Source organism: Geodermatophilus sp. URMC 63 (genome assembly GCF_053502565.1).
This window is the reverse complement of sequence record NZ_CP199956.1, coordinates 5,043,206-5,059,730: the sequence shown is the minus strand read 5'-3', so window position 1 is coordinate 5,059,730 and position 16,525 is coordinate 5,043,206. Positions and strand designations below refer to the sequence as shown.

The 16,525-nt window shown below is 76.3% G+C and carries 14 protein-coding genes; 4 read left to right on the top strand and 10 right to left on the bottom strand.

Annotated features, from left to right (window positions below; genetic code table 11):
• The first annotated feature begins 78 nt into the window (after window positions 1–78).
• Window positions 79–819, top strand: a complete 741-nt coding sequence (locus ACWIZO_RS24600; RefSeq protein ID WP_448640206.1) for a zinc ribbon domain-containing protein — start codon at window positions 79–81, stop codon at window positions 817–819.
• Window positions 816–1,910: a bifunctional RNase H/acid phosphatase gene (locus ACWIZO_RS24595; RefSeq protein WP_448640205.1), complete on the top strand. Its 1,095-nt coding sequence runs from the start codon at window positions 816–818 to the stop codon at window positions 1,908–1,910. Before ACWIZO_RS24600 ends, ACWIZO_RS24595 begins: the two co-directional genes overlap by 4 nt.
• 375 nt (window positions 1,911–2,285) lie before the next feature.
• Here the strand turns inward: ACWIZO_RS24595 and ACWIZO_RS24590 are convergent, their stop codons facing one another.
• The gene (locus ACWIZO_RS24590; RefSeq protein ID WP_448640204.1) at window positions 2,286–3,632 is read right to left on the bottom strand and encodes an aspartate aminotransferase family protein; all 1,347 of its coding nucleotides are present in this window, start codon (window positions 3,630–3,632) and stop codon (window positions 2,286–2,288) included.
• 86 nt (window positions 3,633–3,718) lie between these two features.
• Between ACWIZO_RS24590 and ACWIZO_RS24585 the strand changes: the two genes are divergently transcribed.
• On the top strand, window positions 3,719–4,762 hold the full coding sequence (locus tag ACWIZO_RS24585) for a phosphotransferase (RefSeq protein WP_448640203.1): 1,044 nt from the start codon (window positions 3,719–3,721) through the stop codon (window positions 4,760–4,762).
• Between the two features lie 41 nt (window positions 4,763–4,803).
• Here ACWIZO_RS24585 and ACWIZO_RS24580 read toward each other — a convergent pair whose 3' ends face one another.
• From ACWIZO_RS24580 to ACWIZO_RS24560, 5 genes are all read right to left on the bottom strand, one after another.
• Window positions 4,804–5,613 carry an amino acid ABC transporter ATP-binding protein gene (locus ACWIZO_RS24580; protein ID WP_448640202.1) on the bottom strand — a complete coding sequence of 270 codons (810 nt, stop codon included), beginning with the start codon at window positions 5,611–5,613 and terminating at the stop codon, window positions 4,804–4,806.
• Complete coding sequence (locus ACWIZO_RS24575; protein WP_448640201.1) at window positions 5,613–6,584, bottom strand: amino acid ABC transporter permease; 972 nt, start codon at window positions 6,582–6,584, stop codon at window positions 5,613–5,615. Before ACWIZO_RS24575 ends, ACWIZO_RS24580 begins: the two co-directional genes overlap by 1 nt.
• Window positions 6,581–7,534 (bottom strand): ABC transporter substrate-binding protein, encoded by a 954-nt coding sequence (locus tag ACWIZO_RS24570; protein WP_448640200.1) that lies wholly within the window; start codon window positions 7,532–7,534, stop codon window positions 6,581–6,583. Before ACWIZO_RS24570 ends, ACWIZO_RS24575 begins: the two co-directional genes overlap by 4 nt.
• A 139-nt stretch (window positions 7,535–7,673) precedes the next feature.
• Complete coding sequence (locus ACWIZO_RS24565; protein WP_448640199.1) at window positions 7,674–9,308, bottom strand: thiamine pyrophosphate-binding protein; 1,635 nt, start codon at window positions 9,306–9,308, stop codon at window positions 7,674–7,676.
• Window positions 9,309–9,525: 217 nt separating this feature from the next.
• On the bottom strand, window positions 9,526–10,410 hold the full coding sequence (locus ACWIZO_RS24560; protein ID WP_448640198.1) for an MBL fold metallo-hydrolase: 885 nt from the start codon (window positions 10,408–10,410) through the stop codon (window positions 9,526–9,528).
• Window positions 10,411–10,631: 221 nt separating this feature from the next.
• Here ACWIZO_RS24560 and nadA point away from each other — a divergent pair, with 221 nt between their 5' ends.
• On the top strand, window positions 10,632–11,663 hold the full coding sequence (nadA, locus tag ACWIZO_RS24555) for a quinolinate synthase NadA (RefSeq protein WP_448640197.1): 1,032 nt from the start codon (window positions 10,632–10,634) through the stop codon (window positions 11,661–11,663).
• 129 nt (window positions 11,664–11,792) lie between these two features.
• Here nadA and ACWIZO_RS24550 read toward each other — a convergent pair whose 3' ends face one another.
• From ACWIZO_RS24550 to ACWIZO_RS24535, 4 genes are all read right to left on the bottom strand, one after another.
• A complete protein-coding gene (locus ACWIZO_RS24550; RefSeq protein WP_448640196.1) occupies window positions 11,793–12,002 on the bottom strand; it encodes a hypothetical protein in 210 nt (69 codons plus the stop codon).
• Window positions 12,003–12,099: 97 nt separating this feature from the next.
• Window positions 12,100–14,442, bottom strand: a complete 2,343-nt coding sequence (locus ACWIZO_RS24545) for a putative bifunctional diguanylate cyclase/phosphodiesterase (protein WP_448640195.1) — start codon at window positions 14,440–14,442, stop codon at window positions 12,100–12,102.
• Window positions 14,443–14,516: 74 nt separating this feature from the next.
• On the bottom strand, window positions 14,517–15,752 hold the full coding sequence (locus ACWIZO_RS24540; RefSeq protein WP_448640194.1) for an SLC13 family permease: 1,236 nt from the start codon (window positions 15,750–15,752) through the stop codon (window positions 14,517–14,519).
• Window positions 15,753–15,755: 3 nt separating this feature from the next.
• Entirely contained in the window at window positions 15,756–16,508 is a 753-nt protein-coding gene (locus ACWIZO_RS24535) for a sulfite exporter TauE/SafE family protein (protein WP_448640193.1), read from the bottom strand.
• Window positions 16,509–16,525: the final 17 nt, after the last annotated feature.

The following is a 16,525-nucleotide window of genomic DNA, read 5'->3' as shown; positions in this document are numbered from 1 at the left end:
CCTCCCCACCCCTCGCGAGCTCAGGGCGGGACCCGGGACGCGGCCGGGAGGGCCGACGCGCACATATAGGTTGAGCGGGTGAAGGCCGACCACTTCGAGCAGCAGAAGCTGCTGGCCCTGGCCGACGAGGACGTCGCGCTCACCCAGCTGGCCCACCGGCGGCGCACGCTGCCCGAGGTCGCCGCGGTCGAGGCCGCGACGGAGGCCGAGCGCACGTTCGCCGAGGCGGTGGTCCGCGCCGAGACCGAGGTGAGCGACCTCGACCGCGAGCAGAAGCGGCTCGAGGCCGACGTCGACACCGTGCGACAGCGGGCGGCCCGCGACCAGTCGCGCATCGACTCCGGGGCGGCGACGCCGAAGGAGATCACCTCGCTGCAGTCGGAGCTGCAGTCGCTCGCGCGGCGGCAGTCGGACCTGGAGGACCAGGTGCTCGAGCTGATGGAGCGCCGGGAGACCGCCGACGCCGCGCTGGGAGCCGCGCAGGAGGGCCGCGCCTCGGCCGTCGCCGACCGGGAGCGGGCCGAGCAGCTGCGCGACGACGCGCTGGCCGACATCGCCGACGCCACCGCGCGGCACGAGGCCGCCCGCGCCGAGGTCGCCGCCGCCGTCTCCGACCCGCTGCTGACGCTGTACGACCGCATCCGCACCCAGACCGGCACCACCGGCGCGGCGGTGCTGAAGGCGCGCCAGTGCCAGGGCTGCCGGATCGAGCTGAACGGGCGCGAACTGGCCGCCGTCCGCAACGCCGACCCGCACGAGGTGGTCCGCTGCGAGAACTGCGGCCGGATCCTCGTCCGCACCGCCGAGTCCGGGCTGTGACGCGCCGGCTCGTCGTCGAGGCCGACGGCGGGTCGCGGGGCAACCCGGGCCCGGCCGGCTACGGCGCGCTGGTCCGCGACGCGACCACCGGGCGGGTGCTCGCCGAGCGGGCCGCCTCGGTGGGCCGGGCGACCAACAACGTCGCCGAGTACGGCGGGCTGGTCGCCGGGCTGCAGGCCGCGCTCGATCTCGACCCGGCCGCCGACGTCGAGGTCCGGATGGACTCCAAGCTCGTCGTCGAGCAGATGTCGGGACGCTGGAAGGTCAAGCACCCGGACATGCAGAAGCTCGCGCTGCAGGCCCGCGACCTGGCCCGGCAGCTGGGCAGCGTCCGCTACACGTGGGTGCCGCGGGCGCAGAACGGCGCCGCCGACGCCCTGGCCAACAGCGCGATGGACGGGAAGCCGGTGCACCGCGACACCGCGGCCGAGCCGAGCACCGTGGCCGACGACGTCCAGCCGGCCGCCGAGCCCGCGCCCGTCGTCACCACCGTCACGCACCTGCTGCGCCACGGGCGGACGGCGCACACCCCCGAGCGCCGCTACAGCGGGCGCAACGACCTGCCGCTGTCGCCGACCGGGCGCGCGGAGGCCGAGGCCGCCGCGGCGCGGGTGCGCGACCTGGGCATCGAGGTGGTCGTCGCCTCGCCGCTGCGGCGGACGCGGGAGACCGCCGAGACGGTGGCCGCCGCGCTGGGGCTGTCGGTCGAGGTCGACGAGGACCTGGTCGAGCTCGACTTCGGCGAGCTGGAGGGGCTGACCGCCGCGGAGGCGCGGGAGCGCTACCCGCTGGCCACCCGGCGCTTCGCGTCCGACGTCACCGTCGCCGCTCCGGGCGGGGAGTCGGTCGCCGACCTGAGCCGGCGCGTGGCCCGGGCCCGCGCGCGCATCCTGCGCGAGCACCGGGGGCGGACGGTGCTGGTGGTCACCCACGTCACGCCGATCAAGCTGCTGCTGGCCGCCGGGCTCGACGTCGACGACGCGGTGGTCCACCGGGTGTTCCTGGAGGCCGCCTCGCTGTCCACGGTCGCCTGGTCCACCGACGGCCGGCACTCGGTGCGCCTGGTCAACGACACCGGCCACCTGCGCTGAGGTGCCGGGGCGCGGGACCACCTGCGCCGCTGGTCGACCTGCGGCGGTCTCGACGACCGGGAGACGACCGCACGTCGGCACCCGGCGCAGCGACCGTCGTCGTCGATCGATCCGTTGCGCAGCCGCCGCGGTCTCCCCGGACCAGTGGTCCGCACCGGGCCCCCAGGCGACGGCGGAGTCCCTGCGCGGCTTCGCCGAGCGGGCGGGCGTCATGGTCTGCGGTGCCGGTCGTCCTCGGCTCGGGGAGGTCGTACTCCGGCGCCGGGGGACCGCCGGAGACCACGTTCGAGGACCCCGTTGTCGTCCCGGGCCGCCGGGTCCTCCACCTGGTCCAGGACGTCCGGCGCTGAGCGCGGCGGGGCGGGCGGGCCGGGATCAGTCCGGCGGCTCCAGGACGGCGAGCGCCCCCGTGAACTCCGTCAGGAAGCGCTCGGCGTCCCGGTGGCCGAACACCAGCGGCGGCCTGATCTTGAGCACGTTGGCGTGCCGGCCGGACGCGCTGATCAGCACCCGCCGCCGGCGCAGCTCGTTGACCAGGAACGCCGCCGCCGCCGCGTCCGGTGTCGCGCCGGCCCGGTCCCGCACCACCTCGACGGCGAGGAAGAGGCCGGCGCCGCGCACCTCGCCGATCCGCCCGTCGTCGGCGGCGAGCCGGCGCAGCTCGCCGAGGAGGTGGCCGCCGACCTCGGCCGCGTGCGGGACCAGGTCCCGCTCCTCGATCTCGTCGAGCACGGCGGTGGCCGCCGCGATGCTCACCGGGTTCCCGCCGAAGGTGTTGAAGTAGCGCACGTCGCGCCCGAAGCGGTCGAAGAGGTCCGCCCGGCCCACCACGGCCGAGATCGGCAGCCCGTTGCCCATCGGCTTGCCGAGCACCACCAGGTCGGGGACGACGCCGTGACGGGGGAACCCCCACCAGCCGGTGCCCAGGCGGCCGAACCCCGGCTGCACCTCGTCCGCGACGTACACGCCGCCGTGGCGGTGCACCAGGTCGACGGCCGGCCCCAGGAAGCCGGCGGGGCCGAGCTGCAGCCCGTCGCTGGACAGGCAGGAGTCGACGAGCAGCCCGGCCAGGGCGAGGCCCCGCTGCCGCAGCGTCTCGATGCCCTCGGCGACCCGGGCGGCGAGGGCACGGTCGGCCGTGGCGGGGTCCTCCCGCAGCTGGTCGGGGGCGTCGACGAGGACGACGTGCGCCGGGATCGGGTTGTTCGGGCCGAGGCTGGGGGAGACGGCGGCCGTCGCCCGGGTGGTGCCGTGGTAGGCGTGGCTGGTCACCAGCCACCCTGCGGCGCCGGTCCCGTACTCGGCGACCCGCAGCGCCAGGTCGACCGCCTCGCTGCCGCTGCAGCAGAACACGATCTGCTGCAGGTGCGGCGGGAACAGGGCGGTCAGCCGCTCGGCGTAGTCGACGATCCCGGAGGTCAGGTACCGGGTGTGGGTGTTGACCCGGCCGAGCTGGTCGGCCACCGCCCGCTGCACCCGCGGGTTGGAGTGCCCCACGGCCGGCACGTTGTTGTAGACGTCGAGGTGGTCACGGCCCGCGGCGTCGAACAGCAGCGTCCCCTCGGCCCGCACCACCTCCAGCGGCTCCTCGTAGAACAGCCGGTAGGGAGCGCCCAGCACCCGCTCCCGCCGCCGCAGCAGCGCCGCGGCCGACGCCGGCAGCACGTCCCGCGCGGTGGAGGGGTCGTGGCTGTTGGCCATGTGCATGCGCTGCGGCGTCACGGGCCCTCCGGGATTGCGCCCGCCCGCACGGCACGGGCAGGCTCGACGGGGACAGTGTGTCGGCTCGACCGGCGGGGGGCCGTGGGGTGGTCAGGAGCGGGCCCTCCCCGGAGCCTGCCGGGCGCGTCCTCGACCTCGCCGTCGAGCAGGTGCGCGCCCTCGTCGAGGAGCGCTACGGGCTGCGGCCCCGGCGGGTGGAGCGGGTCGAGGGCGAGCTGGCCACCATCTGCCGCGTGGAGGACGTCGCCGGCCGCGTCCTCGCGGTCAAGGTCGTCCACGACGAGGAGCAGCAGCGCGCCGTGCTCGAGTGGCGTACCGCGGTGATGACCGACCTGGCCGGCCGGGGGCAGCCCGTGCCCGGGATCGTCCCCGACCGGAGCGGGACGGCGGTGTCCGGAGCGGACGCCGGAGGGACCCCCGTCCTGGTGGTGGTCGAGGAGTGGCTGACCGGCGTCCCGCTGCACGCCGCCGCGGTGGACCGCGACCTGCTGCGCGAGGTCGGGGGCACCGCCGCCCGCCTCTCCGCGGCCCTCGCCACGGCGCCCCCGCCGCCACCGGGGCTGACCCACGTGTGGGAGGCCTCGCGCGGACGGCGGACGATCCTGCAGGCGCTGCCCGACGTCCGGGACCCGGAGGTCGGCGAGCTCGCCGCCGCGGCCGCCGACGGGTTCGCCGCCGACGTGGCCCCGCACCTGGCCGAGCTGCCGCGCGCCGTCGTCCATCAGGACCTGCACGACGCCAACCTCCTCGTCGGGCGGGCCGGCGGCCGCCCCCGGGTGACCGGCGTCCTCGACTTCGGCGACATGCTCACCGGGCTGCGGGTGGCCGAGCTCGCGGTGGCGGCGGGCTACGCGGCCCGGCTCACCGACGACCCGCTGCGGGGGCTGCTCGACGTGGTCGCCGGCTGGGGCGGGCAGGCGTCGCTGGACGAGGTCGAGGCCCGGGTCGTCCTCCCGCTGGCCCGGACCCGGCTGGCGGTGAACGCCGCGGTGTGGGCCGCGCGCTCGTCCGGGACACGGGCCGCCTACGCGGCCGCCCGGTCGGCGCGCTCGCTGCCCGCCCTCCGGGCGCTGCTGGCCGCCGACCGGGACGCCGTGGCCGCCGAGGTGCACCGGCTCACCCGCGCCTGACCCCGCCCGCCCGCCGGTGCGCCGGCGGGCGGGCGGGACCCTCACAGCACCTTGCTGAGGAACGAGCGGGTGCGCTCGTGCTGCGGCCGGCCCAGGACGTCGGCGGGCGCGCCCTCCTCGACGACGACCCCGCCGTCGATGAACACGACCGTGTCGCCGACCTCGCGGGCGAAGCCGATCTCGTGCGTGACCACCACCATCGTCATCCCGCCGGCCGCCAGGCCACGCATGACGTCGAGCACCTCCCCGACCAGCTCGGGGTCGAGGGCCGAGGTCGGCTCGTCGAAGAGCATCAGCTTGGGCTGCATCGCCAGCGCGCGGGCGATGGCGACCCGCTGCTGCTGCCCGCCGGAGAGCTGCACGGGGTAGTTCTGCGCCTTGTCCGCCAGCCCGACCTGGGCCAGCAGCTCCCGCGCGCGCTCCCGGGCCTCGGCCCGGGGCTGGCGCAGCACCCGGGTGGGCGCCTCGATGACGTTCTGCAGGACCGTCATGTGCGGGAAGAGGTTGAAGCGCTGGAACACCATGCCCACGCTGCGGCGCTGGTGGGCCACCTCGTGCTTGGGCAGCTCGTGCACCCGGTCGCCCTTGACCCGGTAGCCGACGAGCTCCCCGTCGATGCGGACGGTGCCGGCGTCGACCCGCTCGAGGTGGTTGAGGCAGCGCAGCAGGGTGGACTTCCCCGACCCCGACGGGCCCAGCAGGCAGGTGACCTCGCCGGGCCGCACCCGCAGGTCGACCCCCTTGAGGACCTCCAGGGACCCGTAGGACTTGTGGATGCCGAGCGCCTCCACCATCAGGCGCTCGCCTCCCGCGGCCGCCGCCGCGGCCGGTGCGGCCGATCCGGTCGTCATCAGCGCGCGCCCCTCTCCTCGGACGGCGGGACCGGCGCCGCGACCGCGCCGGCCTCCCGGTTGCGCCCGGGCCGCAGGTCGGTGGCGATCCGCCCCAGGAAGGAGGACCGGCCCCGGGCGTGCGTGCTGCCGCGCAGGAAGCGCCGCTCGAGCAGCACCTGCCCGGCGCTGGCGATGGTGGTCAGGACCAGGTACCAGATGCTGGCGACGATGAGCATCTCCAGGCGGGTGAAGTCGGTGGCGCCGACGGCCTGGGCCTCGGTGAGCAGGTCCCCGGCCCCGATGACCGCGACGAGCGAGGTCGTCTTCAGCAGCGTCACCAGCTCGTTGCCGGTCGGCGGGATGATGACCTTCATCGCCTGCGGCAGGACGATCCGCCGCAGCACCAGGCCGCCGGTCATCCCGAGCGCCTCGGCGGCCTCCCGCTGGCCGCCGTCCACGGCGAGGATCCCGCCGCGGACGATCTCGGACATGTACGCCGCCTCGTTGAGGGTCAGCGCCAGCAGCGCCGCCGTGAACGGGGTGATGAGCTCGTTGGTCGACACGCTCACGCTGCCGAACCCCAGCCGCGGGAAGAACAGGGCGAGGTTGAACCAGATGAGGATCTGCACGAGGATCGGCGTGCCGCGGAAGAGCCACACGAAGCCGCCGCTGATGCTCCTGAGCAGCAGGTTGTCCGACAGCCGCATCACCGCGACGAGCACCCCGCCGACGACGCCCAGGACCATGCTGGCCACGGTCAGCCAGATGGTGGTCACCAGGCCGTCGAGGATGGCGGCGAAGAAGATCCGCGACCCGATGACGTCCCACTGGATCGACTCGTTCGTCGCGATGGCGCGGACCAGCAGGACCAGCAGGACCACGCAGACGGCGGCGGCCACCCACTGCCCGTAGTGGCGGACCGGGACGGCCTTGAGCGCGCCCGGGTCGGGGGGAGCCGCCGCGGTGCGCGACGGGGTGGAGGCGGTCACTGCGTGCCGGCGTTGATCGTCGCCTCGTCGACCGCGCCGGAGTCCAGCTCGCGGGCCTCGAGGACGTCGGTGTAGGTCCCGTCGTCGATCAGGGACTGCAGCGCGGCCTGCCAGGCGTCGCGCAGCTGGGTGTCCTCCTTGTCGAAGACGTAGCCGAGCGGGCTCGGGAAGAGGGTCTCGGTGTTGGCCACCTCGAAGGCGTTGCCGCCGGCGATCTGCGCGGCGTTGTAGCGGCCGACCGGCTCCTGGGTGAAGCTGGCCGTCGCCCGCCCGCTCTGCACCTGCAGCAGCGCGTCCTGGTCGGTCGGCAGGGACGTGATCTGGATCGGGTCGGCGGCGCACTGGTCGCCGTTGAACTCGTTGAGCAGGGACTCCTGCGCCGAGGACACCAGCACCGAGACCGGCTGGCCGCAGAGGTCCTCGACCGCCGTGATGCCCTCCGGGTTGCCCGCGGCGACGACGATCGCCTGGCCGGCCTGGAAGTAGTCGACGAAGTCGTAGTTCTGCTGGCGGGCGGTCGTGTCGGTGACGGCGGCGGCGATCACGTCGAACCGGTCGCCGTCGAGCGCGGGCAGCAGCCCGTCGAAGGCGGTGTTGGTGAGCGTGTAGTCCACGCCCAGGCGGGCGGTGATGGCGTCGAGGAGGTCCGGGTCGAGCCCGATGATCGTCTGGCCGTCCTCGTCGAGGTACTCGTAGGGCGGGTAGAGCGCCTCGGTGCCGACCTCGAGGGTGCCGGCCTGGCGGATGTCGTCGGGGAGCATGGCGTTGAGCTCCTGGTCGGCCTCGACCTCCGCCGCGGCGTCGCCGCCGGCCGTGGACGCGGCCGAACCGGCCGCCTCGTCACCGCTGTCGGACCCGCCGCCGCAGGCGGCGGCGAGGGCCGCGACGGCCAGGAGCAGGGCCGCACCGCGGGTGGGGCGGGACGTCAGGGTCGGGCGGCGGGCGGACATCAGGTCTCCTCGGGTGGGTGCGCGTCGGGTGTGCTCTGGGCGGATCGTGCGTGGTCGCGGCCCGGAACGGCAGGCGCGGCGCCGGATCGGGACAGGACCGTGACCACGGACGTGGTCCCGCGTCCCCGGTCGGAGCGCATCAGGGCGCTCCGGACGCGGCGGCCAGCGCGCGGGCGTCGACCTCGACCACCGACGGCCCGTCGGCGTCGAGGGCCTGCAGGACGGCGGCGACGGTGTCGTCCACCGAGCCGACGCGCACGCCCCGCGCCCCCATCGCCCGGCCGACCGCGGCGAAGTCCGGGGTGTGCAGGTCCACGGCGAACGGGGGGATGCCGGCCCGGCGCATGCCGTCGCGGATCTCGGTGTAGCCGTGGTCGTTGACCACGACGACGGGCAGGGTCAGGCGCTGCTCGACCGCCGTGGCGAGCTCGGACAGCGAGAACATCAGCGCGCCGTCGCCGACGAGGGCGACCACCGGGCGCCCCGGGTCGCCGATCCCGGCACCGATCGCCGCGGGCAGGCCGTAGCCGAGGGTCGCGTAGACGGCGGGGTAGAGCAGCTGCGCCGGGCCGGGCACGGGCCAGAAGTGCGCCGTCCCGAAGTAGGTGACCTGGGAGCTGTCCCCGGCCACGACCGTCTCCGGCGGCAGGGCGGCGGCCAGCGCGCGGTTGAGCCCGGCCCAGGGGCCGGCCTCGGGTGCGGCGGCGGCCGCGGAGTCCTCCCGGGCCTGCCGGGCCCGTGCCGCGCCGGCCCGGCGGGGCACCGACGCGGCGGCCACCGGCTCGGCGGTCACCAGCTCGGCGAGGTGGGGGAGGACGGTCGCCGCGTCGCCGTGCAGGCCGACGGTCGGGGTCAGCCGCTTGTGCAGCTGGCCGGCCTCGACGTCCACCCGGATGGTCGTGCCGGGCAGCGCGGGCTCCCAGCCCCACAGCTCGGCGTCGGACAGGCCCGTGCCGACGACGAGCACCACGTCGGCGTCCGCGAGCAGCCGCTGGGCCGGCGCCAGCCGCACCGAGGCGCCCACCGAGAGGGGGTGGGTCTCCGGCAGCACGCCCTTGCCATTGACCGTCGTGACCACCGGCGCGTCCAGCAGCTCGGCGAGCGCGCGGACGGCCCCGGCGGCGCCCACCGCGCCACGGCCCACCAGCAGGGCGGGCGCCGCGGCCGCCGCCAGCCTGCCGGCGGCCGAGGCGAGGTCGTCGGCGTCCGCCCCGGGGGAGGCGGAGGCGGCGAGCGGTCCGGTGTCCGCGCCGTCCCAGGGCTCGGTCAGGACGTCGAGCGGGACCTCCAGGACGTGCGGGCGCTGCCGGTGGGTGCGCCAGTGCGCGAAGGTCTCGTGGACGGCGGCGGCGGCCTCCTCGGGGGAGGAGACGCGCACCGCGCGCTCGGCCACCGCGGCCATGTGCCCGCGCTGGTCGCGCATCTCGTGCAGCTCGCCGACGTCGGCGCCCTCCTGACCCCGCGGCGGGCCGGGGGCCACCACGAGCAGCGGCACCGAGTCGGCGTGCGCGGTGCCCACCGGGGCGGCGACGTTGTTCACCGCGGGCCCGCTGGTGACGAGGCAGACGCCGGGCCGGCCGGTGGCGCGGGCGTACCCGTCGGCGGCGTAGCCGGCGCCCTGCTCGGTCCGCGTCGTCACGTGGCGCACGGGACCGCCGGCCAGCGCGCGGTACAGCTCGAGGCTGTGGGTTCCGGGGATGCCGAAGACGTCGGTCACCCCCTCGGAGACGAGGGCGTCGACGACGGCCGAGCCCCCGGTGCGCACCACGGTCACGCGCGGGCCGCCGCGCACGGCACTGCGTCGACGGCACCTCGCGGCTGCGTCACGGCTGACCCTCCTGACGACGGCGGCGGACGGGCGGATCGGCCGGCGTCGGAGACGGCGCGGCTGGTCGCGGAGAGGCTAGGTGCGAGGTGGGCCCGCGCCTAGTGCCGATCTGTACCGTCCGCCCCGCGCCGGTGGATGATCCGTACACACCCGGCGCCGGTCCTCACGTCCCCGGCGAGCTCCCGGACGGCCCCCCGTCCGCGACGAGCGGCTGGATCACGAAGGAGTCGTGGACGTCGACGTGCGGCGCCCCGGCCATCGCCTCGCAGGCCTCGTGCAGCTCGAGGACGTGTGCGGCGGTGAGGGGCAGGGGGTGCTCGTCGGGCTGCCACGTCGTCCCCAGCGGATACAGCACGCCCGGCGTCCTGGTCATCTCGACGTGCGCGCCGAGGACGACCGAGACCTCCTCCTGCCGCACGAGGTCGGCGAGCCGGGCGGCGCTGCGCCGGTACGCGGGCCAGTCGCGCACGGTGAGCAGCCCGGGGTAGAGGGTGTCGCCGGTGAACAGCGCCCGGGTCCGGGGGTCGTGCACGGCGACGTGCGTCGGCTCGTGCCCGGGGAGCGGGAGGACGATCAGCTCCCGGCCGCCGAGGTCGAGCACGGCGCGGCCCTCCGGCCAGTCGGGCAGGCCGAAGAACCCGGTCACCGCGGCGAGGGTCGGCTCCACCACGCGGGTCCGCGGCCGGTCGGTGAACTGGTCGTCCCCGGACACGTGGTCGCCGTGGGCGTGCGTGTGGGCGACGACGAGCTCCGGCTCGGGGAGGCCGCGCTCGGACGCCCAGCCGGTGACGAGCTCGTCGACGGTGCGGCGCAGCGGCAGCGTCCGGTCGCGCGCGCCGGCGTCGGGCCGGGCGCCGGTGTCCAGCAGCAGCGCGCGCTCGCGGCCGAGCAGGAGGTACAGGAAGTTCGCCTCGAAGCTGTAGCACTTGCTCAGCCGCAGGACGAACGTGTCGCGCTCCATCCGGTGGACCTGGACGAGCGGGTCGCCCGTCCCCGAGCAGTCCCGGGCGCCGTGGATCCACGTCACGGACTCCAGCGGTGTGGTCACCAGGCCTCCAGCCGTGCTCCGACGTCCCCGACATCCTGCCCGGCGCCGGGTGTGTGGCCGGGGACACGGTCGCCGGGGTGACCGGCGGGGACGGCGCCCGGAAGCGGCCCCGCGCCGGCGGTGTTGCACGGGACACCCCGCCCCGGGCACCCCACGCTGCCGCTGCCGGACCCGGGCGGGGGAGCATGAGCCCCCCGCGACCACCCCTGCCGAGGAGCCCCGTGACCGCGACCACCGCGCCCGCCACGCCCGCCGTCGCCGGCGACGAACGCACCCTCTCGCCCGCCGAGTACGAGAGCTGGGCGGCCGAGGTCCGCCGGCTGGCCGACGAGCGCGGCGCGGTGGTCCTCGCGCACAACTACCAGGTGCCCGAGATCCAGGACGTCGCCCACTTCACCGGCGACTCGCTGTACCTGTCGCGGGTCGCGGCGCAGACCGACGCGCGCGAGATCGTCTTCTGCGGCGTCCACTTCATGGCCGAGACGGCGAAGATCCTCTCGCCGGACAAGACGGTGCTGCTGCCCGACCACGACGCCGGTTGCTCGCTCGCCGACTCGATCACCGCCGAGCAGCTGCGGGAGTGGAAGGCGCAGCACCCCGGCGCCGTCGTCGTCAGCTACGTCAACACCACCGCGGCGGTGAAGGCCGAGACCGACGTCTGCTGCACGTCGTCCAACGCCGCCGACGTGATCCGGTCGATCCCCGAGGACCGGGAGGTCCTCTTTTGCCCCGACCAGTTCCTCGGCGCGCACGTCAAGCGGGTGACCGGGCGGGAGAACGTGCACGTGTGGGCGGGGGAGTGCCACGTGCACGCCGGCATCAGCCCGTCCGACGTCCGCGCGCAGGTGGCCGCGCACCCGGACGCCGAGATCCTGGTGCACCCGGAGTGCGGCTGCACCACCTCGGTGCTCGACCTGGTCAGCCACGGCGACCTGCCCGCCGAGCGCACCCGCGTGCTGTCCACCGGCGGCATGGTCGAGCAGGCCGCCACCACCCGCGCACCGCAGGTGCTCGTGGCCACCGAGGTCGGCATCCTGCACCAGCTGCGGGCGCTCAACTCGGGGACGTCGTTCATCCCGATGAACAGCCGCGCGGCCTGCCGCTACATGAAGATGATCACCCCGGCCAAGCTGCTGCGGACGCTGCGCACCGGCGAGGGTGCCGTCGACGTCGACCCGGACACCGCCGCCCGCGCCCGCCGCGCGGTCGAGGCGATGATCGCCATCGGCGAGCCCGGCCGCGGCGGGGAGTAGAGGGCCCTCCTGCCCCCCGCCCCTCGCTCCGCTCGCGGCGGGACCCTGCAGGAGGGCCGTTCCAGCGTGTCACCGGGCTCGGCGCGGGCCCCTGAAGGGTGGCCGATCCGGGCGGGGGCGGAGCCGGGGTCAGCGGAGGACGTCGGCGGAGATGTCGGCGACGATCGCGCGGAAGGTGCGGGTGTCGATCTCGTCGTCGGCGGTGACCCGGACGATGTCGGACACCTGCTGCCGCGAGGTGGGGCGCACGGCCGCGGCGCGCGCGGCGGCGATGAGGTGCAGCTGCTGGACGCGGGCCGTGTCGTCGGTCTGCCGGGCCGGGGTGGGTCGCTGGCGCATGCCCCGACGCTAGGGAGCCGTCCCGCCCGGCCGCGGCACGCGGGCGCGTGTCCCGGCCGGACCTGGACCCGTCCGTCACACGCGTCCCGCCAGGCGGTCAGCGCACCGCCAGCGGCGCCCCGGTGCGGTCGAGCCAGGCCCCCAGCCGGTCGGCCGGCAGCGGCGCGGAGTGCAGGTAGCCCTGGCTCTCGTCGCAGCCGAGCCCGGCCAGGTGGGCCAGGGTCTCGTCGTGCTCGACGCCCTCGGCGACCACCCGCAGGCCCAGCCGGTGGGCCAGCGCGACGGTGCTGGCGACGATGGCCTCGGTCCGGGTGTCGGTGAGCAGGTCGGCGGTGAACGACCGGTCGAGCTTGAGCTCGCCGACGGGGAGGTCGCGCAGGTAGGACAGCGACGAGTAGCCGGTGCCGAAGTCGTCGATGCTCACGGCCACGCCCAGGTCGGCGAGCCGGCCGACGACGGCGATGCTGCGGTCGGGGTCGCTGAGCAGCACGCTCTCGGTGATCTCGAGGACCAGCCGGCCGACCGGCAGCCGCGCCGCGCGGAGCAGCCCGGCCACCCGCGCGGGCAGGTCGACGTCGAGCAGGTTGCTCGCCGACAGGTTGACCGACATGCGCAGGTCCCGGCCCGCCCGGTGCCAGGCCGCCGCCTGGGTCACCGCCTGGCGCAGCACCTCGTCGGTGAGCGGGCGCATGAGGCCGTGCACCTCGGCCAGCGGCAGGAACGCGGCGGGGGACAGCAGGCCCCGGTCGGGGTGGGCCCAGCGCACGAGCGCCTCGACGCCGACGGTGCGGCCGGTGCCGACGTCAACCTGCGGCTGGTGGTGCAGCACCAGCTCACCGGCGCGCAGGCCCCGGCGCAGCTCCTCCACCAGGGCCAGGTCGCCGCGGTGGTCGCCGTGGCGGGCCGGGTCGTAGACCGCCGTCCCGCCGCCGGCGTGCTTGGCGGCGTACATCGCGGCGTCGGCCTGCCGCAGGAGATCGGTGGTGGCGGCCGGGTCGCCGCCGTCCGGGTCGCCGCCGTCCGGGCCGCCGCCGTCCGGGCCGCCGCCGTCCGGGCCGCTCCCCGCCGGGACCCCGACGGCGGAGCCCGGCCGGGTGGCCACGCCGATGCTGGCGCTCGCGTGCACGGACATGCCGCCCACCTGGAACGGCTCGCTCAGCTGCCCGGCCAGGCGGCGGGCCAGGGCGGCGCCGTCCTCGCCGGCGTGGTCGAGCAGCGCGACGACGGCGAACTCGTCGCCGCCCAGCCGGCCCAGGACGTCGCCGGTCCGCAGCTGCGCGGTCAGCCGCCCGGCGACCAGCCGCAGCAGGTCGTCCCCGGCCGCGTGCCCCAGCCCGTCGTTGACCTCCTTGAACTTGTCGAGGTCGAGCAGCGCCAGCGCCATCGGCTGCCCCTGGCCGCACAGCTCGTCGATCCGGCGCAGCACCGCCCGGCGGTTGGCCAGCCCGGTCAGCTCGTCGGTGAGCGCCTCCCGCCGGCTGACGGCCAGCTGCGCGAGCTCGCGCACGTTCATCAGCAGCCGCACGCCGGCACCGGCGAGGGCCAGCGCCGCGCAGCAGGCCGCGACGGTGGGGCCGCGCTCGACGAACAGGATCACCGTCGAGGCCACGATCACGACGAAGGCGCCGACCGTGGAGGCGGCCGGGTCGGCCGGGCGCGGCAGGGCCCGGGCAGGGGACAGCGCCGCGGCCAGGCCGATGAGGGCGGCGCCGGCGGGCTCGGCCGCCGTCGTCCAGCCGGTGGTGCCGCCGTCGGCGAGCAGCGTCGCCAGGTCGCCGGCGAGGGTGACGGTCACCGCGGCGGCCACCAGCCACGGGCGCGGGTCGTGGTGCAGCGACGCGAGGCCCACCACGGACAGGATGGTGCCGAGCAGCACCACGCCGGTGCCGACCTGGGCCAGCAGGGCCTGCGTCTCCCACCACGGCCCGGCCATGATCGGGGAGCCGGCCCGGGTGACGGCGACGTTGAGCAGGGCCACCGCGGCGAGGACGCCCGAGACGCCGTTGAGGACGTCGTCCGGGTCGGTCAGGTGGCCACTCGAGCGGTTCCACCGCACCAGGCCGCTGTGCAGGAGCGGGAAGGTGAGCACCGGTGCCCAGGCGACGGGGACGGCGGCGAAGGGGGCGGTCGCCTCCTGGACGCCGAGCAGGGCGCCGGCCACCACCGCGACGGAGAAGACCACCGACGCCAGAGCCAGCCGGCCCCACAGGACCCGCTCGTGCGGCAGCCGGCGGGCCCGCCACACGAGCAGCCCGCAGAAGGCCGCCTGCAGGGCGAGGCTTCCGAGCAGCCCGGCCGGCCCGGGAGAGGCCGACCCGGGGGTGACCGGCCGGTCCGCGACCAGCGCGGGGACGACGGCGACCAGCGGCAGCGGCAGGGCGCCGAGCAGCACCCACCGCGGGATCCCCGGCAGGAGCCGGGCGCGCGCCGGAGCAGTCATGCGAGAGGAATCGGACGTCCGGGAATCGGAACGGAGCCGCTTCACTCCGAGGGGGTGGTCCGTCCCGCGGCGGGTCAGACGTGCAGGGCGAGCCACAGCGCCATGGTCGCAGCAGCCAGGGTGAGGGGGACGGTGACCAGCCCGACCGCCGTGAGGTGCCGGGGCGACGGGGCGTGCGCGCCGAGGCTCCGCCGCCAGAGGAGGTTGGCCAGGGACCCCGGGTAGGTCAGGTTCGGTCCGATCCCCACCCCGATCAGCACCGCGAGCACCGCCGGCGTCCCGGTGGCCGCGGCGACCGGGAGCAGCGCCAGGGTGGCCGGCAGGTTGTTCACCGCGTTGGCCAGCAACGCGGCGAGCGCGGCCACGCCGAGCAGGGCGGGCAGGGCGGCCCCGTCGGGCAGCACCCGGTCGAGCACCTCCTGCAGCCCGCTGTCCAGGACCGCCAGCACGACCACCGACAGGCCGGCCACGAACAGGGCGAACGGCAGGTCGGCCGCGGCCACCAGGTCGCCCACCGCGCTGGTCCGCCGCGACAGCCGCCACCCGCCGAGCACGAGCACCCCCAGCGCCGCGGGCACCACCGGCGGCAGGCCCGTGAGCCCGCCGACCGCGAACCCGGCCACCACGCCGGCCACCACGGCCAGCGCCAGCCGGGGGGCCGGCGGGACGTCGGTGACCGGCTCACCGGCCGCGGCCGCCAGGTCGGCGCGGAAGAGCAGGCGCAGCAGCGCGTACTCGACGGCGACCGCGGCCAGCCACGGCCCGGCCATCAGCCCGGCGAAGCGCAGGAACGACAGCCCCGTCGCGGCGACGGCCAGTAGGTTCGTCAGGTTGGACACCGGCAGCAGCAACGACGCCGAGTTGGCCAGGTGGCCGACGGCGTAGGCGTGCGGGCGCACCGGCACCCGCATGCGGGCCGCCGTCGCCACGACGACCGGCGCCAGCAGGACGACCGTGGTGTCCAGGCTCAGCACCGCCGTCACGACCGCGGCCAGCGGGACCACCCGCCCCAGCAGCGCGCGCGGCGAGCGGCCGGCCCGGCGGGCGGTGACCGCGGCCGCCCAGGTGAACACCCCCTCGCGGTCGGCGAGGTGGGCGAGCACCAGCACGACGACGAGGAAGCCGATCGTCGGCGCCAGTCCCCGCACCTCGGTCTCGGCGGCGGGGTACCCGACGGCGCCGACGAGCACGAGGTAGAGCGCCCCGGGGACGGCGACGGCGGCCGGGGGCAGCCGCGGCCGGTCGGCGGCAGCAGCGGCGAGGACCGCGGCGAGGACGGTGACCGAGACGGTCAGCGCCACCGGGTCCACCGGTCAGATCCGGGTGAACAGGTAGATCGACACGGCCACGCCGAAGGTCACGATGAGCACCCGCAGCGGCGTCGCGGGGATGCGGGTGGCCACCCGGGCGCCGAGGAACCCGCCGACCAGGCTGGCCGGCGCGGCGACCGCGACCACCGACCAGGCGACCGGCCCGAACAGGCCGAACACGACGAGGGTCACCGTCGCCGTCACCGCGGAGAGCGCCGACTTGAGCGCGTTGGCCAGCGGCAGCCGGTGCAGCGCGGTGCCGAGGACGCCGACCAGGATGACCCCCAGCGCCCCGCCGAAGTAGCCGCCGTAGACGGTGGCGAGGAACAGCGCCAGGTAGAGCCACCACGGGTCGCGGGCGGCGGTGTCCTCGCGGCCGCGCAGCCGCCGGGTGAGCAGCGGCTGCAGGGCCAGCAGGAGGCTGGCCAGCAGCACCAGCACCGGGACGACGACGTCGAAGGCCTCCGACGGCGTCGTCAGCAGGAGCACGCTGCCCGCGACGCCGCCCAACACCGACACGACGCCCAGCCGGACCAGGCGCCCCCGCTGGCCCTCGTACTCGCGGCGGAAACCCAGCACGCCGCCGAGGTAGCCCGGCCACTGGGCGACGGAGTTGGTGACGTTGGCCGACACGGTGCCCAGGCCGAGGGCGACCAGGGTCGGGAAGAGGATCAGCGAGCCGCCGCCGGCGATGGAGTTGACCGCGCCGGCACCGAGGGCGACCGCGGCGGCGACGAGCAGGTCGGCGGCGGACACGAGCGGGCAGCCTACGG

Bases quoted from the DNA above. Each gene is read 5' to 3' on its own strand.
- ACWIZO_RS24545 (WP_448640195.1), bottom strand. From the start codon at position 14,442: ATGACTGCTCCGGCGCGCGCCCGGCTCCTGCCGGGGATCCCGCGGTGG.
- ACWIZO_RS24580 (WP_448640202.1), bottom strand. From the start codon at position 5,613: ATGACGACCGGATCGGCCGCACCGGCCGCGGCGGCGGCCGCGGGAGGC.
- ACWIZO_RS24570 (WP_448640200.1), bottom strand. From the start codon at position 7,534: ATGTCCGCCCGCCGCCCGACCCTGACGTCCCGCCCCACCCGCGGTGCG.
- ACWIZO_RS24550 (WP_448640196.1), bottom strand. From the start codon at position 12,002: ATGCGCCAGCGACCCACCCCGGCCCGGCAGACCGACGACACGGCCCGC.